General features: G+C 53.7%; 21 protein-coding genes. 12 read left to right on the forward strand and 9 right to left on the reverse strand.

The genetic code is table 11. From position 1 onward, the window contains the following. Positions 1-162: 162 nt before the first annotated feature. On the forward strand, positions 163-1,059 hold the full coding sequence (locus IYV58_RS04330; RefSeq protein WP_004128887.1) for a LysR family transcriptional regulator: 897 nt from the start codon (positions 163-165) through the stop codon (positions 1,057-1,059). A 38-nt stretch (positions 1,060-1,097) separates the two neighbouring features. Here IYV58_RS04330 and aroD read toward each other — a convergent pair whose 3' ends face one another. The 9 genes from aroD to leuL all read right to left on the reverse strand — a co-directional run bounded on the left by aroD (position 1,098) and on the right by leuL (position 11,289). Next, positions 1,098-1,853 (reverse strand): type I 3-dehydroquinate dehydratase, encoded by a 756-nt coding sequence (gene aroD, locus IYV58_RS04335; RefSeq protein WP_195729445.1) that lies wholly within the window; start codon positions 1,851-1,853, stop codon positions 1,098-1,100. 33 nt (positions 1,854-1,886) lie between these two features. Further along, positions 1,887-3,101 carry an MFS transporter gene (locus IYV58_RS04340; RefSeq protein WP_139529291.1) on the reverse strand — a complete coding sequence of 405 codons (1,215 nt, stop codon included), beginning with the start codon at positions 3,099-3,101 and terminating at the stop codon, positions 1,887-1,889. Between the two features lie 11 nt (positions 3,102-3,112). After that, positions 3,113-3,976 carry a shikimate dehydrogenase gene (locus tag IYV58_RS04345; protein WP_004128908.1) on the reverse strand — a complete coding sequence of 288 codons (864 nt, stop codon included), beginning with the start codon at positions 3,974-3,976 and terminating at the stop codon, positions 3,113-3,115. 10 nt (positions 3,977-3,986) lie between these two features. After that, positions 3,987-6,020, reverse strand: coding sequence for an oxidoreductase (locus IYV58_RS04350; RefSeq protein ID WP_004128911.1), 2,034 nt, complete (start codon positions 6,018-6,020; stop codon positions 3,987-3,989). 405 nt (positions 6,021-6,425) lie between these two features. Next, positions 6,426-7,031, reverse strand: a complete 606-nt coding sequence (gene leuD, locus IYV58_RS04355; protein ID WP_112166662.1) for a 3-isopropylmalate dehydratase small subunit — start codon at positions 7,029-7,031, stop codon at positions 6,426-6,428. A 10-nt stretch (positions 7,032-7,041) separates the two neighbouring features. Next, positions 7,042-8,442 (reverse strand): 3-isopropylmalate dehydratase large subunit, encoded by a 1,401-nt coding sequence (leuC, locus tag IYV58_RS04360; protein ID WP_004128917.1) that lies wholly within the window; start codon positions 8,440-8,442, stop codon positions 7,042-7,044. Between the two features lie 2 nt (positions 8,443-8,444). Then, on the reverse strand, positions 8,445-9,536 hold the full coding sequence (leuB, locus tag IYV58_RS04365) for a 3-isopropylmalate dehydrogenase (RefSeq protein WP_142471709.1): 1,092 nt from the start codon (positions 9,534-9,536) through the stop codon (positions 8,445-8,447). Then, on the reverse strand, positions 9,536-11,107 hold the full coding sequence (gene leuA, locus IYV58_RS04370) for a 2-isopropylmalate synthase (protein WP_049114385.1): 1,572 nt from the start codon (positions 11,105-11,107) through the stop codon (positions 9,536-9,538). The genes leuB and leuA overlap by 1 nt, the downstream gene beginning before the upstream one ends. A 95-nt stretch (positions 11,108-11,202) precedes the next feature. Then, a complete protein-coding gene (gene leuL, locus IYV58_RS28580) occupies positions 11,203-11,289 on the reverse strand; it encodes a leu operon leader peptide (RefSeq protein ID WP_009654551.1) in 87 nt (28 codons plus the stop codon). 603 nt (positions 11,290-11,892) lie between these two features. Between leuL and leuO the strand changes: the two genes are divergently transcribed. The 11 genes from leuO (at position 11,893) to mraY (ending at position 24,733) form a co-directional block, all read left to right on the forward strand. Continuing rightward, positions 11,893-12,861, forward strand: a complete 969-nt coding sequence (leuO, locus tag IYV58_RS04380; protein ID WP_195729691.1) for a transcriptional regulator LeuO — start codon at positions 11,893-11,895, stop codon at positions 12,859-12,861. A gap of 391 nt (positions 12,862-13,252) precedes the next feature. Beyond that, positions 13,253-14,977, forward strand: a complete 1,725-nt coding sequence (gene ilvI, locus IYV58_RS04385; protein WP_004128929.1) for an acetolactate synthase 3 large subunit — start codon at positions 13,253-13,255, stop codon at positions 14,975-14,977. A 2-nt stretch (positions 14,978-14,979) separates the two neighbouring features. Next, entirely contained in the window at positions 14,980-15,471 is a 492-nt protein-coding gene (gene ilvN / locus IYV58_RS04390; RefSeq protein WP_004098573.1) for an acetolactate synthase small subunit, read from the forward strand. A 180-nt stretch (positions 15,472-15,651) separates the two neighbouring features. Next, positions 15,652-16,656 (forward strand): catabolite repressor/activator, encoded by a 1,005-nt coding sequence (gene cra / locus IYV58_RS04395; protein WP_004098577.1) that lies wholly within the window; start codon positions 15,652-15,654, stop codon positions 16,654-16,656. A 626-nt stretch (positions 16,657-17,282) separates the two neighbouring features. After that, a complete protein-coding gene (gene mraZ / locus IYV58_RS04400) occupies positions 17,283-17,741 on the forward strand; it encodes a division/cell wall cluster transcriptional repressor MraZ (protein ID WP_195729446.1) in 459 nt (152 codons plus the stop codon). 1 nt (position 17,742) lies between these two features. After that, entirely contained in the window at positions 17,743-18,684 is a 942-nt protein-coding gene (gene rsmH, locus IYV58_RS04405; protein WP_004128935.1) for a 16S rRNA (cytosine(1402)-N(4))-methyltransferase RsmH, read from the forward strand. After that, positions 18,681-19,046: a cell division protein FtsL gene (ftsL, locus tag IYV58_RS04410; RefSeq protein ID WP_002888550.1), complete on the forward strand. Its 366-nt coding sequence runs from the start codon at positions 18,681-18,683 to the stop codon at positions 19,044-19,046. The genes rsmH and ftsL overlap by 4 nt, the downstream gene beginning before the upstream one ends. 15 nt (positions 19,047-19,061) lie before the next feature. Next, the gene (locus IYV58_RS04415) at positions 19,062-20,828 is read left to right on the forward strand and encodes a peptidoglycan glycosyltransferase FtsI (protein ID WP_004098582.1); all 1,767 of its coding nucleotides are present in this window, start codon (positions 19,062-19,064) and stop codon (positions 20,826-20,828) included. Further along, complete coding sequence (gene murE, locus IYV58_RS04420) at positions 20,815-22,302, forward strand: UDP-N-acetylmuramoyl-L-alanyl-D-glutamate--2,6-diaminopimelate ligase (protein WP_004128941.1); 1,488 nt, start codon at positions 20,815-20,817, stop codon at positions 22,300-22,302. Before IYV58_RS04415 ends, murE begins: the two co-directional genes overlap by 14 nt. Then, positions 22,299-23,657 carry a UDP-N-acetylmuramoyl-tripeptide--D-alanyl-D-alanine ligase gene (gene murF / locus IYV58_RS04425; RefSeq protein ID WP_004128942.1) on the forward strand — a complete coding sequence of 453 codons (1,359 nt, stop codon included), beginning with the start codon at positions 22,299-22,301 and terminating at the stop codon, positions 23,655-23,657. Before murE ends, murF begins: the two co-directional genes overlap by 4 nt. Next, positions 23,651-24,733, forward strand: a complete 1,083-nt coding sequence (gene mraY, locus IYV58_RS04430; RefSeq protein WP_004098585.1) for a phospho-N-acetylmuramoyl-pentapeptide-transferase — start codon at positions 23,651-23,653, stop codon at positions 24,731-24,733. Before murF ends, mraY begins: the two co-directional genes overlap by 7 nt. Position 24,734 lies beyond the last annotated feature (1 nt).

Raw genomic sequence — 24,734 nt, forward strand, 5'->3', positions numbered from 1 at the left:
AATATTCTAATTAAGTATTGACTCTATCGATGAGAAGTCACGCTTTGCTACGTAAACAATATTTGATATAACTCCGGTATTTCTCCCTTTTGGCTCATCATAGATGGCTTGTATGGTATATTAGGTCATTAGTTTTATTCTTATATTATACGAGCAAAAATAATGAACCTAAAGCAACTTTATTATTTTAAGCGGCTGGCAGAAACCGAGCACTACACTGAAGCAGCCTCCAGCCTTTTTATCACTCAACCCTCGCTGAGCCATGCCATATCTGAACTGGAGAAAGAGCTGGGCGTGGCGCTATTCGCCAGGCAAGGGCGCAATATCAAGATTACGCAGAACGGTAAGCGATTTCTTCCCTACGTGGAAGATGCGCTGGCCTCGTTAGAAAATGGCCGCATGACGTTGCAAAAAAATAGCGCAGAGAACAAAGAAAATATACGCATTGCGTTTATTTATACCATGGGGGAGTATGTTGTTCCGCAGTTAATTAATAAGTATTCACTTTCACCATCTCGTCACAATGTGACATTTTCCTTTACGCAGGGCACGTCGTTAACGCTTCTGCAGGAACTCAAGGCCGGGAAAAGCGATCTGGCTATTTGTTCTTATATTGCAGATGAACCAGATATCGATTTTATTCCTATTATTCAGCAAGAATTAGTGGTGGTGACGGCGAAAGATCATCCTCTGGCCAGACTCTATGAAAATGAAGTCGACCTGGTGGAGACAATCCACTATCCCTACATCTATTTTTCGGAAAATAGCGGTCTTCGCCCTTTTATTGATAACGTGTTTATGCAGCAAAAGCTGGTCCCGGATATTGCCTGCTACGTTGATGAGGATACGGCGATGGCGGGGCTGGTCAGTATTGATTATGGGATTGCGATTATGCCGCGAATTTCCGCACTCTCGTATTACAACGTGCATATCATGACGATCAAAAATGCGATTCCACCACGTTATATCTACCTGGCAACGATGAAAGAACGGGTACTTTCTCCCGCTATTCAGTCATTTAAAGATGTCATTATTAATGACAGCCAAAAAATCCGCTAGCAACATCGCCCGGAGGGTGACCCCCGGGCGATGTTTTATCAGGAAAGAATATCCATCAGTTCACGCAGTTGGGTAATGGCGATTTGCCCTGGCGCAGAAGCCTGGCCGACGGTACCGAAGGTCATTGCTGAACCGAACAAACGGCCGGTTACCCGGCTCACGCCGCCGGATTTACCCATCGACATGGTGATTAACGGCCGAGTCGCGTACTTCTCTTTCATCGTCAGGGTTGCCGAGAGCAGGGTCAGGACATCCTGCGGCGACTGCGGCATGACCGCGATCTTCGGCAGATCGGCGCCAAGATCCTGCATGCGGCGCAGGCGGTAGATGATATCTTCCTGAGCCGGCGTTTTATGGAAATCATGATTGCTCATGATAACTTTGACGCCCGCAGCGTGGGCATCGCTCACCAGCGAGCGAATTTGCGCTTCGTCGTTGAACAGCTCGATATCAATCACGTCGGTCAGACCGCTAACGGCCACCCGGCGATTTAGCTCAAAGTAGGCTTCATCGCTGATTTCCGTTTCGCCCCCCTCTTTTTTGCTGCGGAAGGTAAACAGCAGAGGCATCTCTTTCAGCAACTGGCGAATTTCGCCCAGCGCCAGCAGAACCTGCTCAGTTTCTCTGACCTGGGTGAAGTGATCGACGCGCCATTCGATAATATCGGCTCCGGCGGTAGCCAGCTCGCGTGCGTTAGTCTGCAGTTCGGCAAGCGTTTTGCCGATCAGCGGTACGCAGATTAAGGTTTCCCCTTCCTGGAAGGTGATGTTTTTTACTGTTATTGCTTGAGTCATGTTGGTATCCATTATTCTTTTTGTCATTGACCATCAGGCGGTTGCTGCAACATGGGATGTTCTTGCAGCGGCGCGAACCTGAAGCTGACGATAACCGATGTACAGGGCGATCACAAAGCCGACGATAGCGATCAGAAGATCAAACCACATAATGCTGGCGATACCCATCTTCGACAGTTTTGCGGTGATCAACGGGATCGTAAAGCTGGCCAGACTGCCTGCGGTATAAAAGATCCCGGTGGCTTTGCCTTTCCCGTTCGGGAAGCTCATGGCCATAATGGTCGCGCCTATCTGCAGTACGCCGCCGGCGGCGGAGAATCCGATGATAAAGGCGAAGCCGGTAACCACCATTGGCGTCGGGAACAGGCAAACGATCAGCAATGAAATCATCGACAGGAAGGTGTAGACGATCATGGCGACGGCTGAACTAAATACCTCTTTAACAAAGGCGGCGGTGACGAATACGCACGTCAGGGAACCCGCAGTATAGACGCTCAGCAGTTTAATGGCTGACTCATGCGGGATACCGGCAACGAACTCGCCGTACTGCGCTAGCCACTGGCTGACCAGATAAAACGTCGCCATACCGATATAGCCGTACAGGGTAAAGATAACCATATCCAGTTTGCTGGAGTCCGCCTGTGGGGCAGCGGCGGCGGCCGACGATTTTTCTGCGCTCTCTTTTTTCGCCCGATGGTCCGGGAACGGCATTTTTATCAGGTAGATAGCGCTCAGGAGCATCAATGCCGCGGCAATAATAAACGACCATCCGTACCACATATTCGCCCAAATCAGCAGGCTGATAATGAACGGCAGCAGGAACTGTCCGGCAGAGACGAAGGCTTTGATCAGCACATTTGCCCGGCTGGCGGAGTTAGGGAAAGACTCCATCAACGCCGGATAGGTTCCGGAATCGAGGAAGCTGTTTGCCAGACCGGCCATAATGCCGAAGAAGTAGGCCATATAAATGTTTTTCGTCAGTAAAATACCGAGGAAAAACACCAGATAGCTGGCGATGCCGAGATAGATAAAGGGTTTACGGCCAAAACGGTCGGACAGGAATCCTGTGACGATTGTGGCGAGCTTACCGATCCCGAGCGACGAAATGACGATGGAGACGCCGGCAGCGTCGGTTCCCCATTGCGTCTGTAAATTCGCCATATTGAGGGTAATTAATAATACCCCCATGCCATGGATCAGGTAGTTAAGATAGAGCCCAGCTGCCGTTGGGACATATGGATTTTTCATCGCGCCCATCCTTAGAACAGGATACTTTTGATGTGTTCAACCGGCATTTCTTTGCCTGTCCAGATTTCAAAAGCGCGCGCGCCTTGCCAGAGCATCATCCCCAGACCGTTGATGGTGCGGCAGCCTTTTTTCTCGGCCACTTCCAGCAGATAGGTTTTGCGCGGGTTATAGACCACGTCAGATACGATCAGGTCCGGGCGCAGGAAGCTGTCGTCAGGCAGCAGCATCTGGCCTTCAAACGGTTTCATGCCAACACCGGTCGCATTAGTAAGAATGACGCTGCTGTCGATCTCGGCGCGCAGTTTGTCATGATCGTCCAGATCAAACAGGTGGATCGCGCAGTTGGTGTTGTTACGGATTTTAGCGACGGTCTGTTCTGCGTTGGCGAAGAACTTATCTTTGCGGTTGAAGATGGAGATCTCTTTGACGCCGTCCAGCGCGGCCTGGACGCAGAGTGCGGTTGCTGCTCCGCCAGCGCCCAGCACGGTCATTTTTTTGCCGATAATGTCGATGCCCGCTTCTTTAAGAGCGCGCATATATCCGGTGCCATCGGTGATATGGCCGGTCAGTACGCCATTGTCGTTCACCACGGTATTCACCGCGCCAACCAGCTCTGCAGCCGGAGAGAGTTTGTCCAGATACTGGCAAATCTCCGTTTTGTTCGGCATCGAGACGTTACAGCCGCGCAGTTTTAACGCGCGAAAGCCCTGTACCACGTCTTTCAGCTCTTCGTTACCGACTTCGAACGCCAGGTAAACATAGTCCAGCCCCAGATGAGCAAAAGCTTCGTTATGCATGGTTGGCGACATGCTGTGACGAATCGGGGTCGCAATCAGGCCAATCAGCTCGGTATGTCCGGTAATACGTTCTGCCATGATAAAATCCTCAATATGTTAGAAATGGAATTTTTGTCGATTCGCGGTTGCCGAGAGCCCCCATATCTTCGAGGGTATCCAGCACGTTGCGCCCTTCGCGCACGCCATCAATAATTCGCCGGGCCATCAGGCTGTCGCCGATGTTCATTATTTTTACGTTATTGGCTCTGGCCCATTGCTCAATCTCATTGAGACCGGCGGTGTTGGCGCGCATTCCCAGACAGACGAAGCCGTAATCAAAAGGAATGTTGAAGGCGCCATCCGCATTTTTAACGGTGAAATGCGTTGGGGTGACGGCAACCAGCTGCGTACGCATGTGCTGTTCCACGTGATGTTCATCGAGCATGGTCAACATGGCATTTTTAGTAATGATGTCCAGGTCGCGTCCCGGCGCGTCCTGCATCTCGATAAGCACGGCGCTGGCACCGCGCGCGGAGAAGTATTCAATAACGTCCAGACCCACGGCGCCCGCGCCGACGACGGCGATGCGTTTACCCGTGGCATCGGCAAACTGGTCCAGATGATGAATCATGTTGGTAATGGAGAAGACGTTGCCGCCTTCGACGTCGATGTTCTCGCGCAGCCCTTCAATCGGCGGCAGCAGGGGAACTGAGCCGGTGGCGTTGACGATTAAATTCGGGCGCAAAGCGGAAACGGACGCCACGGTGGCGCGCTTGCCGACCTGAAGCATCAGGTTATCGAGGGAGGCGATACGGTTTTTCATAAACTGCGGAAAATCAGCGATACGCTTTTTCTCCGGCAGCAGGGAGATCTCGCTGGCCAGCCCGCCGATGCTGTGTTTCTCTTCCAGCAGCCAGGTATGGCAGCCGACTTCAGCTGCGGTGCAGGCGGCTTCCATCCCCGCCGTACCCGCGCCGATAACCACAACGTTGGTATCACGGATCACGCGCTGCTGTTTGTAAGCGTCGCCGTGGATGATGTCCGGGTTGATCGAACAGCGCAGAGGGCGCGAGCGGGCAATGCGGTGATCCGCGCAGCCAATGTTGCAGGAGATGCATTTCCGCATCAAACGTTCGTTACCGCTCTGAACTTTTTGCACCCACTCCGGCTCGGCGATCAGTCCGCGACCGATGGCAATCAGGTCGGCATCGCCGCTGGCGATAATATCTTCTGCGACTTTCGGGGTACGGATGTTGCCGGCAATCACCGTGGGTTTGTGGAACTTGTCACGTACCGCGCGGGAGAGGTAGCGCTTCCAGCCATCTTCCAGAGACATCTGGTCAATCTGGAAATTCAGGTTGTCGTTTTGCGCCGCGGAGACGTTGATAATATCCACTTTTTCCTGGCACAGTTCGAGGATCCGCAGTGAATCTTCAAGCGTATTCCCGCCCTCCAGGAAATCATCGGCGCTAATACGCAGGCTGACCGGGAAACGCGGACCTACGCAGGCGCGTACCTTATCGACGATTAAGGTTAATACTCTGGCGCGATTCTCTACGCTACCGCCAAATTCATCGGTGCGCTTATTAAACAGCGGTGATAAAAACTGGCTAATTAAATAAGAGTGGCCGGCGTGAATTTCCACGCAGTCGAATCCCGCGCGGCGTACGCGTTCCGCGGCATCACCAAATTTATCGACGGCATGATAAATCTCGTCGTGCGTCATCGGGCGGGGAATATTACCGTTCTTTTTGGATGGGGTGCTTGAAGAAGAAAGCGGCATTTCACCGTTCAGGCGATACGCATAGGCCGACGCGCCAGCGTGGTTTAATTGAATACTGACGCAGGCGCCGTGTTTATGTAAGGTTTCGGTTAATTTGAACAGGCGCGGAATATATTGATCGTTATCGATACGCAGCTGCGTTGTGCCGTTAGAGGCGAAAGGAAAATCGATACAAATATTCTCGATAGTGATGAGTCCTGTGCCGCCCCGCGCCCGTAGCTCATAGTAGTCAATCTGTTCCTGGGTGACTTCACCGTTCAGACTCGCCAGGTTGGTCCCCATTGGCGGCATGATGATGCGGTTTTTTATTGTCATCCCGTTAATGGTCAACGGGGAAAAAAGATGGGGATAGTGGCTCATATGCTCTCTCCACTGGATGCCCGATGGCCGCGATACGGCGATTCTGGCCTGTCCAAAGTTAATATTTCTCTGTGGGGAAAGATAACGAGGCGTTTAATAGAAAAATAATGCTTTTTTTTGCGCGGAGCTATAGCGGGATTCTATGGGATTAACAATCAATTTACATATTCATGGTTTTATCTTAAATATTTCAATCGATTTTTTACTTGTACTTGTGGAATGACACAAAAAGAGTGGGGGAATGATTGAATAGATGCCCAATTGATAATGATTTATATTTTTTACGGATAAAAATTTGTTCTGACAGGGCGACCAAAAATGATATATGTGCGCCAGATCTCATTTTTGCCCGATGAAAAAAAGCCCGAAGCGAAGTTCGGGCTGGGTTATTAGCTGCGGTTCGCCTTAATTCATAAAGGCCGGTAGTTTTTGCTCATAGGCTGAAATAGCTTCTTCGTGCTGCAGAGTCAGGCCGATGCTGTCCAGGCCGTTAAGCATGCAGTGACGGCGGAAAGCCTCAATTTTAAAGCTGTAGGATTTATCGCCAGCTTTAACCACCCCGGCTTCCAGATCGACTTCAAATTTAATGCCGGGCCGAGAGTGGACCAGATTAAACAGCTCATCGACCTGCGCTTCGCTCAGCGTGACCGGCAGCAGCTGATTGTTAAAGCTGTTGCCGTAGAAGATATCGGCGAAGCTGGGGGCGATAACGACTTTAAAGCCGTAATCGGTCAGCGCCCACGGCGCGTGCTCGCGCGAAGAGCCGCAGCCGAAGTTTTCCCGCGCCAGCAGGATAGAGGCGCCTTTATACTCCGGGAAGTTCAGCACGAATTCCGGATTAGGCTGTTCGCCTTTATCGTCCAGGAAGCGCCAGTCGTTAAACAGATGGGCGCCAAAACCGGTACGCGTAACTTTCTGCAGAAACTGCTTTGGAATGATTGCATCGGTATCGACGTTCGCGGCGTCCAGCGGAACCACCAGGCCGGTATGTTGGGTAAATTTCTCTGCCATGATGGTTTCCTTATTTCAAGCTACGGATATCGGCGAAATGACCGGTCACGGCCGCCGCGGCTGCCATTGCCGGACTAACCAGGTGAGTGCGTCCGCCGCGGCCCTGACGGCCTTCAAAGTTACGATTGCTGGTGGAGGCGCAGCGCTCGCCCGGATTAAGACGGTCGTTGTTCATCGCCAGGCACATGGAGCAGCCGGGTAAACGCCACTCAAAACCGGCTTCAATAAAGATTTTATCCAGGCCTTCTGCTTCAGCCTGCGCTTTCACCGGACCGGAACCCGGTACGACCAGCGCCTGAACGCCCGGCGCGACTTTGCGGCCTTTAGCGATCTCGGCCGCCGCGCGTAAGTCTTCGATACGTGAGTTGGTGCAGGAACCGATAAAGACTTTATCAATGGCGACTTCGGTTAACGGCACGCCAGATTTCAGCCCCATATAGGCCAGCGCTTTCTCGGCGCTCGCGCGTTCTACCGGGTCGGAGAATGAGGCCGGATCCGGAATGATGTCGGTAACGGAGATCACCTGGCCTGGGTTAGTGCCCCAGGTGACCTGCGGGGCAATCTCTTCCGCCTGCAGGGTGACAACGCTGTCAAACGTTGCGCCATCGTCGGTGGTCAGGGTTTTCCAGTAAGCGACGGCGTCGGCAAAATCTTCGCCTTTCGGCGCGTGCAGACGGCCTTTGACGTAATCAAATGTGGTCTGGTCCGGCGCCACCAGGCCCGCTTTAGCCCCCATTTCGATAGCCATATTACACAGGGTCATACGGCCTTCCATGCTTAAATCGCGAATGGCTTCACCGCAGAACTCCACGACGTGACCGGTCCCGCCAGCGCTGCCGGTTTTACCGATAATCGCCAGGACGATATCTTTGGCAGTGATACCCGGCGCGGCTTTGCCTTTGACTTCGATCTTCATGGTTTTAGCGCGACCCTGCTTCAGGGTCTGTGTCGCCAGAACGTGCTCGACTTCAGAGGTGCCTATACCGAAGGCCAGCGCGCCGAATGCGCCATGGGTTGCCGTGTGGGAGTCCCCGCAGACGATGGTCATACCCGGCAGGGTGACGCCCTGTTCCGGCCCCATCACGTGGACGATCCCCTGGAAAGGGTGGTTCAGGTCATACAGCTCAACGCCGAACTCTTTGCAGTTTTTAATTAACTCCTGCATCTGGATACGCGCCATCTCGCCGGACGCATTGATGTCTTTCGTCTGCGTCGAAACGTTGTGATCCATCGTGGCGAAGGTTTTACCCGGCTGACGCACCGGGCGTTTATGCGCGCGCAGGCCGTCAAACGCCTGCGGCGAGGTCACTTCGTGAACCAGATGACGGTCAATGTACAGCAGCGGGGTTTCGTTTTGCGCTTCATAAACTACGTGAGCATCAAACAACTTTTCGTATAACGTCTTCGCCATGATTACACCCCTTCAGCGACATAGCGGGCAATGATATCGCCCATTTCATCGGTACTGACCGCCGCCGCGCCGCGCGCTAAATCGCCGGTACGCACGCCTTCTTCTAATGCACGGTTGATCGCATTTTCAATCGCTGTTGCCGCGCTATCGGCATCCAGGCTGTAGCGCAGCAGCAGCGCCAGCGAGAGGATCTGCGCGATCGGGTTAGCGATGTTCTTACCGGCGATGTCCGGCGCGGAGCCGCCTGCGGGCTCATATAAGCCGAAGCCCTGCTCGTTGAGGCTGGCGGACGGCAGCATCCCCATTGAACCGGTGATCATGGCGCATTCGTCAGACAGAATGTCGCCGAAAAGGTTGGAACACAGCAGAACGTCGAACTGGGACGGATCTTTAATCATCTGCATGGTGGCGTTGTCGATATACATATGCGACAGCTCAACGTCAGGATACTGTTTGCTGATTTCGCTGACGATTTCACGCCACAGAATAGAAGACTGCAGCACGTTTGCTTTATCAATTGAGGTCACTTTGTGGCGACGCTTGCGGGCGGACTCGAAGGCGATATGGGCGATACGCTCAATCTCAAAGCGATGATACACCTCGGTATCAAACGCTTTCTCGTGCTGGCCGCTGCCTTCGCGGCCTTTCGGCTGGCCGAAGTAGATGCCGCCCGTCAGCTCGCGGACGCATAAAATATCAAAGCCGTTGGCGGCGATATCGGCGCGCAGCGGACAGAATTCTTCCAGACCCTGGTACAGCTTAGCCGGACGCAGGTTGCTGAATAATTTGAAGTGCTTACGCAGAGGCAGCAGCGCTCCGCGCTCCGGCTGTTCCGCGGGCGGCAGATGCTCCCATTTCGGTCCGCCAACGGAGCCGAACAGAATCGCGTCGGCCTGCTCGCAGGCTTCGACGGTAGTCTGCGGCAGCGGGGTGCCCTGACGGTCAATGGCGATACCGCCCACGTCATGCTGGCTGGTGGTAATGCTCATATCAAAACGGTGGCGAACGGCTTCCAGTACTTTCATCGCCTGGTTCATCACTTCCGGGCCAATACCATCACCTGGTAAAACAGCAATATGGTAATTCTTCGACATTACACGGTTTCCTTATTGTTCTCTTTATTCTGAGCTTTGCGTTGCAACTCTTTTTCGACTTCAGCGGCGCGCCAGATGTTGTTCAGGACGTGAACCATGGCTTTCGCGGACGATTCCACGATATCCGTCGCCAGACCAACGCCGTGGAAACGGCGGCCGTTGTAATTAGCCACGATGTCAACCTGACCCAGCGCGTCTTTACCCTGGCCTTTAGCATTCAGGTCATATTTAACCAGCTCAATCTCATAGCCGGTGATGCGGTTAATGGCTTGATAAATGGCGTCCACCGGTCCGTTACCGTTGGCGGCCTCAGACTTTGTCTCATCGCCGCAGGCCAGCTTCACGGACGCGGTTGCTATATCGCTGGAACCGGACTGCACGCTGAAGTAATCGAGGCGGAAATGCTCCGGTTCTTCCTGCTGTTTGTTAATGAAAGCTAACGCCTCCAGGTCATAGTCAAACACCTGGCCCTTCTTATCCGCCAGCTTCAGGAACGCATCATACAAATGGTCCATGTTGTAGTCGGTTTCTTTATAGCCCATCTCTTCCATACGATGTTTCACCGCAGCGCGACCGGAGCGGGAAGTCAGGTTCAGCTGTACCTGGTTCAGCCCGATAGATTCCGGCGTCATGATTTCGTAGTTTTCGCGATTCTTCAGCACGCCGTCCTGGTGAATACCGGAAGAGTGGGCAAAAGCGCCGGTTCCGACGATAGCTTTGTTGGCAGGGATCGGCATATTGCAGATCTGGCTCACGGTCTGGCTGGTACGCCAGATTTCCTGGTGATTAATGCGGGTGTGCACATTCATAATGTCTTTGCGCACTTTGATGGCCATGATCACCTCTTCCAGCGAGCAGTTACCGGCGCGTTCGCCGATACCGTTCATCGCACCTTCCACCTGACGAGCGCCTGCGTGGACCGCTGCGAGGGCGTTACCGACCGCGATACCCAGGTCGTCATGGGTATGGACGGAGATAATGGCTTTGTCGATATTGGGGACGTGTTCGTACAGACCGGTGATAATGTTGGCGAATTCGAAAGGCATGGTGTAGCCAACGGTATCCGGAATATTGATGGTCGTTGCGCCTGCATTAATGGCGGCTTCAACGACGCGAGCCAGATCGGCGATCGGCGTACGGCCAGCGTCTTCACAGGAAAACTCGACATCGTCAGTGTAGTTACGTGCGCGTTTCACCATATAGATCGCCCGTTCGATAACCTCGTCCAGGTTACTGCGCAGCTTGGTCGCGATATGCATCGGAGAGGTGGCAATAAAGGTGTGAATACGGAACGCCTCTGCGACTTTTAATGATTCCGCCGCGACGTCGATATCTTTTTCTACGCAGCGGGCCAGCGCGCAAACGCGGCTGTTTTTGATTGTGCGCGCAATGGTTTGTACGGACTCAAAGTCGCCAGGGGATGAGACAGGAAAACCAACTTCCATCACGTCAACGCCCATCCGCTCAAGGGCCATAGCAATCTGCAGTTTTTCTTTCACGCTCAGGCTGGCTTGTAACGCTTGTTCACCGTCGCGTAAGGTCGTATCGAAAATAATGACTTGCTGGCTCATGGTTTAGATCCTTGTTCTCTGTCCTGGCGCCTTGCTTGCGAGCATAAAAAAACCCGCGCATTGGCGCGGGTTTTATAGTCTTGCTGGAAGATGACTTAACGATGAACGTCGCCCAACAGCCTACCGCGCAAAATGGATGCGTTTAGTAGTAGTAGGCTGAGAAAGCGAATGCTGCGAATCATTGCGTCATGCTCCAGATGAAATCGTTATGCTTTTAGAGTTACTGGATATGGGGTTTGATGTCAACCCTTGGGTGAAGAAAAGGCCTTTTTACCTGAGAGATGAATTAGCTAATTGTGCTGACAATCGCGCTTTTTTACCGATGATCTTTTTTAGGGTGCCGCGGCATGTTGAGATAATTTCACCATTTGATAATTTTTATTTTCGCTGAAAGCCACAAGGATAGGGCGCTTGGCTGGAATCATATCTTAATGAAATGGCTGGGATTATTTGTTTGCTGAATGCGTCCAAGTTTGTAAGGGGGAATTATCAATGATAATGAAATGTGAATGTTAAGGGCAGCTTAAATCGATATTGTAATAGTGCTTAAATTATAATTAATCGCTGCTGTTATTGTTTATTTTTAATATTTATGGGTACACTTGGTTTTATCAAGTAAACAATATATTTAGGGGGGTTGCGGGTCCGTTCGGCTGCAGATTTTTCGTCGCCACTCATAACCTTGATATATTCCTAAAATTCATCTTTGCTCTTTTGCAAATGTCATATGCATGATAAATGATATTTCAGAATTAATTACTGCACTTTGGCAAAGGGAATTTAGCGTGACAGTGGAGTTAAATATGTTAAAAGAAGATACTGAATATAAACCAACCTCTGAGGTAGAAAACACCAAACCTCAGCTGCGGATGGTCGACCTCAATCTGCTAACCGTATTCGATGCGGTCATGCAGGAACAAAATATCACTCGTGCGGCACATTCCCTGGGAATGTCGCAGCCGGCGGTCAGCAATGCCGTATCAAGACTGAAAGTGATGTTTAATGATGAGCTGTTTGTTCGTTATGGACGCGGCATCCAGCCAACGGCACGTGCTTATCAGCTTTTTGGTTCTGTGCGGCAGGCATTGCAATTAGTGCAGAACGAATTGCCGGGCTCGGGCTTTGAGCCGCTTAGCAGCGAGCGGGTGTTTAATTTATGCGTTTGCAGCCCGCTGGATAACGCATTGACTTCGGTTATTTTCAATAAAGTTGGTGAGATTGCGCCCAACATTCATTTGGTCTTTAAATCGGCATTGAATCAAAACACGGAACATCAATTACGTTATCAGGAAATTGAATTCGTTATTGGCTATGAAGAGTTTCGTCGCCCTGAGTTTGCCTGCGTGCCTTTATTTAAAGATGAAATGGTGCTGGTGGCGAGCCGGAAACATCCGCGTATTTCTGGCCCAATGATGGAAAATGATATTTATCAGGAGGAGCACGCGGTTGTCGCTCTCGAACGATACGCTTCATTTAGCCAGCCATGGTATGACACTGCGGATAAACAATCGCGTATTGCTTATCAGGGGAACGCGATGGTTAGCGTATTAAATGTGGTTTCCCAGACCAACATGGTTGCTATCGCGCCACGCTGGTTAGCCAGCGAGTTTGCCGATAAGCTGGATTTGCAAATATTACCTTTGCCGCTGAAAGTGAATAGCCGTACCTGCTATCTTTCCTGGCATGAAGCGGCAGGCCGCGATAAAGGCCATCAGTGGATGGAAGAATTGCTGGTCAATATCTGCCAGCGATAAACGGTCGCAATACAAACGGGGGCTTCGGCTCCTGCTTTGTGTGACAAAAATCACTAAACGTAGAATTTTATTCTGTTTGCGATTGTCCGCTCCCGGCGCTGTCCGTTAAAAAATGGATGATTTGCTGTAGTTGGTTATTTTCCCCGAGTATTGACTATCATATTTTCTTATCTCCGAAGTTTTTCACCGTGTTTTACCTGCGAACCTTTCTTTTATCCTTTTAATGCCTCTTATGTGCCGACAGTCGCCAATTGCCTGCCCGTTAGCGAGCAGTTATGGTAACGCCATGCAGTCTATTCACCTCACTACGAAGCCATTGCGCTTCGTCATGTGCGAGCGCGCGGAAATCGGATTCCGCTGTCGTTAAAAACAATAAGCCGGGAGGCAAACCATGGAGATGTTGTCAGGAGCCGAGATGGTCGTCCAGTCGCTGGTCGATCAGGGCGTCAAGCAGGTATTCGGTTATCCCGGGGGCGCTGTCCTCGATATTTATGATGCGTTACACACCCTGGGCGGTATCGATCACGTTCTGGTCCGCCATGAGCAAGCTGCCGTTCACATGGCGGATGGCCTTGCCCGCGCAACCGGCGAAGTTGGAGTGGTGCTGGTCACCTCCGGTCCGGGGGCGACTAACGCGATAACCGGTATTGCGACGGCTTATATGGATTCCATTCCGTTGGTGATTCTTTCCGGTCAGGTCGCGACCTCCTTAATCGGCTACGATGCGTTCCAGGAATGCGACATGGTGGGTATCTCCCGACCGGTGGTCAAACACAGCTTCCTGGTTAAGCAAACCGAAGATATTCCTGGCGTGCTGAAAAAAGCCTTTTGGCTGGCGGCCAGCGGGCGTCCCGGCCCGGTTGTCGTCGATTTACCGAAAGATATCCTCAATCCGGCCAAAAAGCTGCCGTACGTTTGGCCGGATACGGTTAGCATGCGCTCGTATAACCCGACAACGTCGGGCCATAAAGGGCAAATTAAACGCGCGTTACAGACGCTGGTTTCGGCAAAAAAACCGGTGGTTTATGTCGGCGGCGGGGCGATTAACGCCCAATGTGAACCGCAGCTGTATACACTGGTTGAGAAGCTGAAGCTGCCGGTGGCGTCTTCGCTGATGGGGCTCGGCGCCTTTCCGGCATCGCATCAGCAGGCGCTGGGGATGCTGGGCATGCATGGCACTTATGAAGCCAACATGACCATGCACAATTCCGACGTGATTTTCGCCGTTGGCGTGCGCTTCGACGATCGTACGACGAATAATCTGGCCAGGTACTGTCCGAACGCGACGGTACTGCATATCGATATCGATCCCACTTCAATATCTAAGACGGTGCCTGCCGACGTGCCTATCGTTGGCGACGCCCGCCTGGTGCTGGAACAGATGCTGGAGCTGCTCGAACACGAGGAGACCCAGCAGCCGCTGGATGAAATCCGTGACTGGTGGCAGCAGATTGAACAGTGGCGCGCGCGTCACTGCCTGCAATACGACACGCAAAGCGGCAAGATTAAACCGCAGGCGGTAATTGAAACCATCTGGCGGCTGACTCACGGCGATGCGTACGTGACGTCAGATGTTGGTCAGCATCAGATGTTCGCGGCGCTTTATTATCCTTTCGACAAACCGCGGCGTTGGATTAACTCTGGTGGTCTGGGGACCATGGGATTTGGTCTTCCTGCCGCGCTGGGCGTGAAGATGGCGCTGCCGGAAGAAACGGTGATTTGCGTGACCGGCGACGGCAGTATCCAGATGAATATTCAGGAGCTTTCTACCGCGCTGCAGTACGAGCTGCCGGTACTGGTGCTGAACCTTAATAACCGCTATCTCGGGATGGTGAAGCAGTGGCAGGATATGCTCTATTCTGGCCGTCATTCGCAGTCCTATATGGAGTCATTGCCCGATTTTGCTCGCGTAGCGGAAGCCTACGGCCATGTGGGAATTCGTATTAGCGACCCGCAGGAGCTGGAAGCGAAGCTAGCCGAGGCGCTGGAGCAGGTGCGTAACAATCGACTGGTTTTTGTCGATGTCACGGTTGACGGCAGTGAGCATGTATACCCCATGCAGATTCGTGGCGGCGGTATGGACGAGATGTGGCTGAGCAAAACGGAGAGGACCTGATTATGCGCCGGATATTATCAGTATTACTGGAGAACGAATCGGGCGCTTTATCCCGCGTGATCGGCCTCTTTTCACAGCGCGGTTATAATATTGAAAGCCTGACGGTAGCGCCGACGGACGATCCGACGTTATCCAGAATGACGATTCAGACCGTTGGCGATGAGAAAGCGATTGAGCAGATAGAAAAGCAGCTGCACAAGCTGGTGGACGTGCTGCGCGTTAACGAACTCGGGCAAGGCGCGCACGTAGAGCGCGAGATTATGCTGGTGAAGGTCCAGGCCAGCGGCTATGGGCGCGATGAGGTAAAGCGCAATACGGAAATCTTCCGCGGGCAAATTATCGACGTCACGCCGTCTATCTATACCGTTCAATTGGCGGGAACTAGCGACAAGCTGGATGCGTTTTTAGCGTCGCTGCGCGATGTGGCCCGTATTGTTGAGGTTGCCCGCTCCGGCGTTGTCGGATTGTCGCGCGGCGACAAAATCATGCGCTGAGCAGCGCAAACTGACGTAAAAATAGCCCGACACCCCCTGTCGGGCTATTTTTTTGCGAAATCGGTGGGAACTGTAGACTAAAGCGGTTGCTGCACTTACTTTTCTGCGCTTAGATGTTATAAAAACGAATCCATACCTGAAGAATGGTTATGTTCTGTACTTATTACCCAAGGGGCAATTGTGAAACTGGATGAAATCGCCCGGCTGGCCGGTGTCTCGCGAACTACCGCTAGCTATGTGATTAATGGTAAAGCGAAGCAGTATCGCGTCAGCGATAAAACTGTTGAAAAGGTGATGGCGGTCGTTCGTGAGCACAACTATCACCCGAATGCGGTTGCTGCAGGCTTGCGTGCAGGACGTACGCGGTCCATTGGTCTGGTTATCCCGGACCTGGAAAACACCAGCTATACGCGCATCGCTAATTACCTGGAGCGTCAGGCCCGCCAGCGCGGCTACCAACTGCTGATCGCCTGTTCCGAAGATCAACCGGATAACGAAATGCGTTGTATAGAGCATCTGCTGCAGCGTCAGGTCGATGCGATTATCGTTTCCACCTCATTACCTCCTGAGCATCCGTTCTATCAGCGCTGGGCTAACGATCCGTTCCCGATTGTTGCTCTTGACCGCGCGCTCGATCGTGAGCACTTCACCAGCGTTGTCGGCGCCGATCAGGACGATGCTGAAATGCTCGGCGCGGAGTTACGTAAATTCCCCGCTGAAACGGTGCTTTACCTTGGCGCCCTGCCGGAGCTTTCGGTGAGCTTCCTGCGTGAGCAGGGGTTCCGTACGGCGTGGAAGGACGATCCGCGAGAGGTGCATTTCCTCTACGCTAACAGCTACGAGCGCGAAGCTGCGGCGCAGCTATTTGAAAAGTGGCTGGAAACCCATCCGATGCCTCAGGCGCTGTTCACGACTTCGTTTCCGCTGCTGCAGGGTGTGATGGACGTGACGCTGCGCAGGGAAGGGAAGTTGCCTTCGGAACTGGCTATTGCCACTTTTGGCGATAATGAACTGCTGGATTTTCTCCAGTGCCCCGTTTTAGCCGTTGCTCAGCGTCATCGCGACGTTGCGGAACGCGTGCTGGAGATTGTGCTCGCCAGCCTTGATGAACCGCGGAAGCCGAAACCGGGGTTAAGCCGCATTCGGCGCAATCTTTATCGTCGCGGCAGCCTGAACCGTCGCTGAGCGCAATACCGGGATTATTCGTAGGAAATTCGCCAGACGGAGACACGTCTGGCGATAATCTGGATAAATGACGTAAAAATTGCAGGGTTAAGCATCTTTCAGACAAATCCTTAATCTTCCTGACATCTCTTTTAATTCTATTCTTAGCGCCATTTATTTAGTGGTTTAATTAACCGATAAAAGGATTAACGTATTTATTTGTATTATTTTGTTACATTCGGCGGGTGAGTTGCTGAATTAACGCCCGTTTCCTCACTATTATGAGTGCCATAAGCGCTATGCCCCGCAGTAAGAGAGCCTCTCCTGCGAAAACTGGTACTGTTAACGGTCATCAGAATGACCTAAAATGCCGCTCGCGTCGCAAACTGACACTTTATATTTTCCCCGCGAAGATATTTTGCTGCTTTAACTGTTACAAGTTTGTTGGTTGTTTTCTTACCGATATTCATAACGTTAATTTGCCTCGTTTGTTGGTTGATTTTTCCTCAGGGCAAATATCGGCTGTAAATAATGGGTTTTTGAGCTCTGTTGGCATTCGTGCTGGCTTGACAAGCTTTTCCTCCGCTCCGTAAACTCCTTCTTGTGGGAATTTGTGGGGTAAAGTGGCGAAAAGGGGTGAGGCTGGCATGTTCCGTGGGGCAACGTTAGTCAATCTCGACAGCAAAGGCCGTCTGGCCGTACCGACGCGCTACCGCGATGGGCTGATCGAGGACGCTTCCGGTCAATTGGTGTGCACCATTGACATCCATCACCCGTGCCTGCTGCTTTACCCTTTGCCTGAATGGGAAATCATCGAGCAAAAATTGTCGCGTTTATCGAGCATGAACCCCACCGAGCGGCGCGTACAGCGTTTGCTTTTGGGACATGCCAGCGAATGTCAGATGGATAGCGCCGGGCGGCTATTAATAGCGCCGGTGCTGCGGCAACATGCCGGGCTGACAAAAGAAGTGATGCTGGTCGGGCAGTTCAATAAGTTTGAGCTGTGGGATGAAACGACCTGGTATCAACGGGTCAAGGAAGATATCGACGCTGAGCAGTCCGCTTCCGGGGAACTGTCGGAGCGCCTGGAGGATTTGTCTTTGTAAAATGATGGAAAATTATAAACACACTACGGTACTGCTGGATGAAGCCGTTAACGGCCTGAATATTCGTCCAAATGGTATCTACATTGATGGTACCTTTGGTCGCGGCGGCCACTCGCGCCTGATTCTCTCCCAACTGGGAGCGGAGGGACGTCTGCTGGCGATCGATCGCGATCCGCAGGCTATCGCCGTCGCGAAAACTATCGATGATCCCCGCTTTTCCATCGTTCATGGTCCTTTTTCTCAGCTGGCCGACTATGTTGGCGAGCGCAATCTAACCGGTAAGATCGACGGTATTTTGCTCGATCTTGGCGTCTCCTCGCCGCAGCTGGATGACGCTGAACGTGGTTTTTCGTTCATGCGCGATGGCCCGCTGGATATGCGTATGGATCCGACGCGCGGTCAATCTGCCGCTGAATGGCTACAAACCGCCGACGAGGCGGACATCGCCTGGGTCATTAAAACCTTTGGCGAAGAGCGCTTTGGTAAACGCATCGCCCGCGCCATCGTCGAACGCAACCGCATCGAACCGATGACGCGCACCAAAGAGCTGGCGGAAGTCGTTGCGGCGGCGACGCCGGTGAAAGACAAATTCAAACATCCCGCGACCCGTACCTTCCAGGCGGTGCGCATTTGGGTGAACAGTGAACTGGAGGAGATAGAGCAGGCGCTAAAAAGCTCGCTCAGCGTGCTGGCCCCAGGCGGGCGGCTCTCAATCATCAGTTTCCACTCGCTGGAAGACCGTATTGTGAAGCGCTTTATGCGCGAGCAAAGCCGCGGTCCGCAGGTTCCAGCCGGCTTACCGATGACCGAAGAGCAGCTTAAAAAACTGGGCGGTCGTGAGTTAAGAGCATTAGGCAAGTTGATGCCGGGCGAAAAAGAGGTAGCTGAAAATCCTCGTGCCCGTAGTTCAGTTCTGCGTATTGCAGAGAGGACGAACGCATGATCGGCAGAGTGACAGAAGCCCTAAGCAAGGTGAAAGGGTCGATAGGAAGCAACGAGCGCCATGCTTTGCCTGGCGTGATCGGAGACGACCTTCTGCGGTTTGGGAAGCTGCCACTCTGCCTGTTCATTTGCATCATTATCACGGCGATTACGGTGGTGACAACGGCGCACCATACTCGCCTGTTAACCGCGCAGCGTGAACAGCTGGTGCTGGAACGCGACGCGCTGGATATTGAATGGCGCAACCTGATCCTCGAAGAGAACGCTCTCGGCGATCACAGTCGGGTTGAGCGGATCGCGACCGAGAAGCTGCAGATGCAGCACGTCGATCCATCACAAGAAAATATCGTTGTACAGAAATAAGGATTATTGCGACGCATGAAAGCAGCGCCGAAAACGCCAAAAGCAAAACGTCAGGAAGAACAGGCCAACTTTATCAGTTGGCGTTTTGCGTTGCTGTGCGGCTGTATTCTGCTGGCGCTGGGCTTCCTGCTGGGTCGCGTGGCCTGGCTACAGGTGATTAGTCCGGACATGCTGGTACGTCAGGGCGATATGCGTTCTCTGCGCGTGCAGGAGGTCTCCACCGCGCGCGGCATGATAACCGATCGTTCCGGCCGCCCGCTGGCGGTGAGCGTGCCGGTAAAAGCTATCTGGGCTGACCCGAAAGAGCTGCATGAAGCCGGCGGCGTGACGCTCGACAACCGCTGGAAGGCCCTGGCCGATGCGCTGAATATGCCGCTGGATCAGCTGGCATCGCGCATCAATACCAATCCGCGGATGCGCTTTATCTATCTGGCGCGTCAGGTGAATCCTGATATGGCCGATTATATCCGCAAACTTAAGCTGCCGGGGATTCATCTGCGGGAAGAGTCCCGCCGCTATTATCCGTCGGGCGAAGTAACTGCTCACCTCATTGGCTTCACTAACGTCGATAGCCAGGGGATTGAGGGGGTTGAGAAGAGCTTCGATAAGTGGCTCACCGGCCAGCCCGGCGAGCGTATCGTGCGTAAAGACCGCTATGGGCGTGTCATCGAAGATATCTCATCTACCGATAGCCAGGCCGCGCATAACCTGGCGCTGAGCATTGATGAGCGCCTGCAGGCGCTGGTGTATCGCGAGCTTAATAATGCGGTGGCGTTTAACAAAGCGGAGTCCGGCACTGCGGTTCTGGTTGACGTCAACACCGGCGAAGTACTGGCGATGGCCAATAGCCCATCCTACAACCCGAACAATTTCGCGGGCACCTCCAAAGATACTATGCGTAACCGCGCCATTACCGACGTGTTTGAGCCGGGTTCAACGGTGAAGCCGATGGTGGTGATGACGGCGCTTCAGCGCGGTATTGTTAACGAAAATACCGTACTGAACACCATTCCCTATCGAATTAACGGCCACGAAATCAAAGACGTGGCGCGCTATAGCGAATTGACCCTGACCGGGGTGCTACAGAAGTCGAGTAACGTCGGTGTTTCCAAGCTGGCGTTAGCGATGCCGTCCTCAGCGTTAGTAGACACTTACTCACGTTTTGGACTTGGAAAAGCGACCAATTTGGGGTTGGTCGGAGAACGCAGTGGCTTATACCCTCAAAAACAACGGTGGTCTGACATAGAGAGGGCCACCTTTTCTTTCGGCTATGGGCTAATGGTAACCCCGTTACAGTTAGCGCGAGTCTACGCAACGATCGGCAGCTACGGCATCTATCGCCCGCTGTCGATTACCAAAGTTGATCCACCGGTTCCGGGCGAGCGCGTCTTCCCGGAATCACTCGTTCGTACCGTTGTTCATATGATGGAAAGCGTGGCGCTGCCCGGCGGCGGCGGCGTGAAGGCGGCGATCAAAGGCTATCGCATCGCCATTAAAACCGGTACGGCGAAGAAAGTAGGGCCTGATGGTCGCTACATCAACAAATATATTGCTTACACCGCAGGCGTTGCGCCCGCCAGCCATCCACGCTTCGCGCTGGTGGTGGTGATCAACGATCCGCAGGCAGGTAAATACTACGGCGGCGCCGTTTCCGCGCCGGTCTTCGGTGCCATCATGGGCGGCGTACTGCGTACCATGAACATTGAACCGGATGCGCTGGCAACGGCTGAAAAAAGTGAATTAGTGATTAATCAAGGCGAGGGAACAGGTGGCAGATCGTAATTTGCGCGACCTTCTCGCTCCGTGGGTGCCAAATGCGCCGGAGCGAATTCTGCGAGAAATGACGCTGGACAGCCGGGTGGCTGCTTCAGGCGATCTTTTTGTCGCGGTTTTAGGTCATCAGGCGGACGGGCGTCGTTATATCCCGCAGGCGATAGCGCAAGGTGTTGCTGCCATTATTGCTGAGGCCAAAGATGAGGCTCATGACGGTGAAATCCGTGAAATGCACGGTGTGCCGGTTATCTATCTGAGCCAACTCAACGAGCGCTTATCCGCGCTGGCCGGACGTTTTTACCATCAGCCTTCGGAGCAATTGCGCCTGGTTGGCGTCACCGGGACTAACGGCAAGACCACCACCACCCAGCTGCTGGCGCAATGGGCGCAGCTGCTGGGGGAAACTAGCGCGGTAATGGGAACCGTAGGCAATGGCCTGCTGGAGAAAGTTATCCCCACGGAAAACACCACCGGTTCGGCGGTTGATGTTCAACACGTACTCTCTGGCCTGGTAGGGCAGGGGGCGACGTTCGCCGCGATGGAAGTTTCCTCTCACGGCCTGGTACAGCACCGCGTCGCCGCGCTGCAGTTTGCCGCGTCGGTCTTCACCAACCTGAGCCGCGATCACCTTGATTACCATGGTGATATGGAGCATTACGAAGCGGCGAAATGGCTGCTCTACTCAACCCACCATTGCGGACAGGCGATCGTCAACGCGGACGATGAGGTTGGTCGCCGCTGGCTGGCGAAGCTGCCGGATGCGGTTGCCGTATCAATGGAAGACCATATTAATCCGAACTGCCGGGGGCGTTGGCTGAAAGCAACCGCCGTGAACTATCACGACAGCGGCGCCACCATTCAGTTTGCCTCCAGCTGGGGGAACGGCGAGATCGAAAGCCGCCTGATGGGCGCCTTTAACGTCAGCAATCTGCTGCTGGCGTTAGCCACTCTGCTGGCGCTGGGCTATCCGCTGGCCGAACTGCTGAAAACCGCCGTGCGCCTGCAGCCGGTTTGCGGGCGTATGGAAGTGTTCAGCGCGCCGGGTAAACCGACCGTCGTGGTTGATTATGCTCACACGCCCGACGCGCTGGAAAAAGCGCTGCAGGCGGCGCGTCTGCACTGCAACGGTAAACTGTGGTGCGTGTTCGGCTGCGGCGGAGATCGCGACAAAGGCAAGCGTCCGCTGATGGGCGCTATCGCCGAAGAGTTTGCCGATATCGTGGTTGTCACCGATGACAACCCGCGTACCGAAGAGCCGCGGGCGATTATCAACGATATCCTGGCCGGTATGCTCGATGCGGGCCATGCCAAAGCGGTGGAAGGGCGCGCGGAGGCGGTGACCAACGCGGTGATGCAGGCGAAAGAAAACGACGTCGTTCTGGTGGCGGGTAAAGGCCACGAGGATTATCAAATTGTCGGCAATCGCCGACTCGATTACTCCGATCGCGTCACCGTGGCGCGTCTGCTGGGGGCGGTAGCATGATTCGCTTGACTCTCAGCCAGCTGGCCGACATCACGCGCGGCGAGCTGCACGGCAACGATGTGGCGATCGAAGACGTCACCACTGACACCCGTAAGGTCACGGCAGGCTGCCTGTTTGTGGCGCTAAAAGGCGAGCGCTTTGACGCTCATGACTTTGCCGAACAGGCTAAGGCTGCCGGCGCGGGCGCATTGTTGGTCAGCCATCGACTGGCCTGCGATTTGCCGCAGGTGGTGGTAAAGGATACGCGTCTGGCGTTCGGCGAACTGGCCGCGTGGGTGCGCCAGCAGGTTCCGGCGCGGGTGGTCGCGCTGACCGGATCTTCCGGAAAAACCTCGGTCAAAGAGATGACCGCCGCGATTCTGAGCCAGTGCGGTAATACGCTGTATACCGCTGGCAACCTGAACAACGATATCGGCGTGCCGATGACGCTGCTGCGTCTCACCAAAGAGCATGACTACGCGGTCATCGAGTTAGGCGCTAATCACCAGGGGGAAATTGCCTGGACCGTTAGCCTGACCCGTCCCGACGCCGCGTTAGTGAATAACCTGGCCGCCGCGCACCTGGAGGGTTTTGGTTCCCTGGAAGGCGTAGCGAAAGCGAAGGGCGAAATTTACACCGGTCTACCGCTCAACGGCATCGCAATTATGAATGCCGACAATAATGACTGGCTGAACTGGCAAAACGTCATTGGCGAGCGTAAAACCTGGCGCTTCTCGCCGAATGCCGCCAATAGCGACTTCACGGCAACTAACGTTCATGTGACTTCGCACGGGACCGAATTTACTCTGCGAACCCCAACCGGCAGCGTTGATGTGCTGCTGCCGCTGCCGGGGCGCCATAACATCGCCAACGCGCTGGCCGCAGCGGCGCTCTCTATGGCGGTAGGCGCGACGCATGAGGCAATTAAAGCGGGGCTGAAAGATCTGAAAGCGGTGCCGGGGCGTTTATTCCCGATTCAACTCACCGATAGCCAGCTCCTGCTGGATGACTCCTATAACGCCAACGTCGGCTCGCTGACCGCCGCGGTACAGGTGCTATCTGAGATGCCGGGCTACCGGGTGCTGGTTGTCGGCGATATGGCTGAACTCGGTGCGGAAAGCCAGGCGTGCCATCGTCAGGTGGGCGAAGCGGCAAAAGCGGCCGGGCTCGATCGCGTATTGAGCGTAGGCTCCTTGAGCGCGGAGATTAGCGGCGCCAGCGGCGTCGGTGAACACTTTAACGATAAAGCGCTGCTGGTAACGCGGCTGCAAGCGCTGCTGTCAGAACATAAAATTATGACCATTTTAGTGAAGGGTTCACGTAGTGCCGCCATGGAAGTGGTAGTACGCGCATTACAGGAGAACGGAACATGTTAGTATGGCTGGCCGAACATTTGGTCAAATATTACTCAGGCTTTAACGTCTTTTCTTACCTGACGTTTCGCGCCATTGTCAGCCTGCTGACCGCGCTGTTCATCTCTTTGTGGATGGGCCCGCGCATGATTGCCCGTCTGCAAAAACTCTCTTTTGGCCAGGTTGTACGTAATGATGGCCCGGAATCTCACTTTAGCAAGCGCGGTACGCCAACGATGGGCGGGATTATGATCCTGACTGCCATTGTTGTCTCCGTTCTACTATGGGCCTATCCTTCCAACCCCTACGTCTGGTGTGTGCTGACGGTTCTGGTCGGCTACGGCATCATCGGTTTTGTTGACGACTACCGTAAGGTAGTACGTAAAGACACCAAGGGGCTGATTGCCCGCTGGAAATATTTCTGGATGTCGGTGATTGCGCTGGGCGTTGCCTTTGCGCTGTACATGGCGGGTAAAGATACGCCAGCGACTCAGCTGGTAGTGCCGTTCTTCAAAGACGTCATGCCGCAGCTGGGCCTGTTCTACGTCCTGCTGGCCTACTTTGTCATCGTCGGAACCGGGAATGCGGTCAACCTGACCGACGGCCTCGATGGGCTGGCGATTATGCCGACCGTATTTGTTGCCGCCGGATTCGCGCTGGTCGCGTGGGCGACGGGTAACATGAATTTCGCCAACTACCTGCATATCCCTTATTTGCGTCACGCTGGTGAACTGGTGATCGTCTGTACGGCGATTGTCGGCGCGGGGCTGGGCTTCTTGTGGTTTAACACCTATCCGGCGCAGGTCTTTATGGGCGATGTGGGTTCTCTGGCGCTCGGCGGCGCGCTGGGTATTATCGCCGTGCTGCTGCGCCAGGAGTTTCTGCTGGTGATTATGGGCGGCGTATTCGTAGTGGAAACGCTCTCGGTGATTCTGCAGGTCGGCTCCTTCAAGCTGCGCGGTCAGCGCATCTTCCGCATGGCGCCGATCCACCATCACTATGAACTGAAAGGCTGGCCGGAACCGCGCGTGATCGTGCGCTTCTGGATTATTTCGCTGATGCTGGTGCTGATAGGCCTGGCGACGCTGAAGGTACGTTAAT

The sequence above is a fragment of the Klebsiella sp. BDA134-6 genome (assembly GCF_015601345.1).
Classification (GTDB): Bacteria; Pseudomonadota; Gammaproteobacteria; order Enterobacterales; family Enterobacteriaceae; genus Klebsiella; species Klebsiella grimontii.

Bases quoted from the DNA above. Each gene is read 5' to 3' on its own strand.
- mraZ (WP_195729446.1), top strand. From the start codon at position 17,283: ATGTTCCGTGGGGCAACGTTAGTCAATCTCGACAGCAAAGGCCGTCTG.
- IYV58_RS04330 (WP_004128887.1), top strand. From the start codon at position 163: ATGAACCTAAAGCAACTTTATTATTTTAAGCGGCTGGCAGAAACCGAG.
- ilvN (WP_004098573.1), top strand. From the start codon at position 14,980: ATGCGCCGGATATTATCAGTATTACTGGAGAACGAATCGGGCGCTTTA.
- aroD (WP_195729445.1), bottom strand. From the start codon at position 1,853: ATGACTCAAGCAATAACAGTAAAAAACATCACCTTCCAGGAAGGGGAA.
- IYV58_RS04345 (WP_004128908.1), bottom strand. From the start codon at position 3,976: ATGGCAGAACGTATTACCGGACATACCGAGCTGATTGGCCTGATTGCG.
- ilvI (WP_004128929.1), top strand. From the start codon at position 13,253: ATGGAGATGTTGTCAGGAGCCGAGATGGTCGTCCAGTCGCTGGTCGAT.
- ftsL (WP_002888550.1), top strand. From the start codon at position 18,681: ATGATCGGCAGAGTGACAGAAGCCCTAAGCAAGGTGAAAGGGTCGATA.
- leuL (WP_009654551.1), bottom strand. From the start codon at position 11,289: ATGATTCGCAGCATTCGCTTTCTCAGCCTACTACTACTAAACGCATCC.
- IYV58_RS04415 (WP_004098582.1), top strand. From the start codon at position 19,062: ATGAAAGCAGCGCCGAAAACGCCAAAAGCAAAACGTCAGGAAGAACAG.
- leuC (WP_004128917.1), bottom strand. From the start codon at position 8,442: ATGGCGAAGACGTTATACGAAAAGTTGTTTGATGCTCACGTAGTTTAT.
- IYV58_RS04350 (WP_004128911.1), bottom strand. From the start codon at position 6,020: ATGAGCCACTATCCCCATCTTTTTTCCCCGTTGACCATTAACGGGATG.
- mraY (WP_004098585.1), top strand. From the start codon at position 23,651: ATGTTAGTATGGCTGGCCGAACATTTGGTCAAATATTACTCAGGCTTT.
- leuA (WP_049114385.1), bottom strand. From the start codon at position 11,107: ATGAGCCAGCAAGTCATTATTTTCGATACGACCTTACGCGACGGTGAA.
- leuB (WP_142471709.1), bottom strand. From the start codon at position 9,536: ATGTCGAAGAATTACCATATTGCTGTTTTACCAGGTGATGGTATTGGC.
- leuD (WP_112166662.1), bottom strand. From the start codon at position 7,031: ATGGCAGAGAAATTTACCCAACATACCGGCCTGGTGGTTCCGCTGGAC.
- rsmH (WP_004128935.1), top strand. From the start codon at position 17,743: ATGATGGAAAATTATAAACACACTACGGTACTGCTGGATGAAGCCGTT.
- IYV58_RS04340 (WP_139529291.1), bottom strand. From the start codon at position 3,101: ATGAAAAATCCATATGTCCCAACGGCAGCTGGGCTCTATCTTAACTAC.
- murF (WP_004128942.1), top strand. From the start codon at position 22,299: ATGATTCGCTTGACTCTCAGCCAGCTGGCCGACATCACGCGCGGCGAG.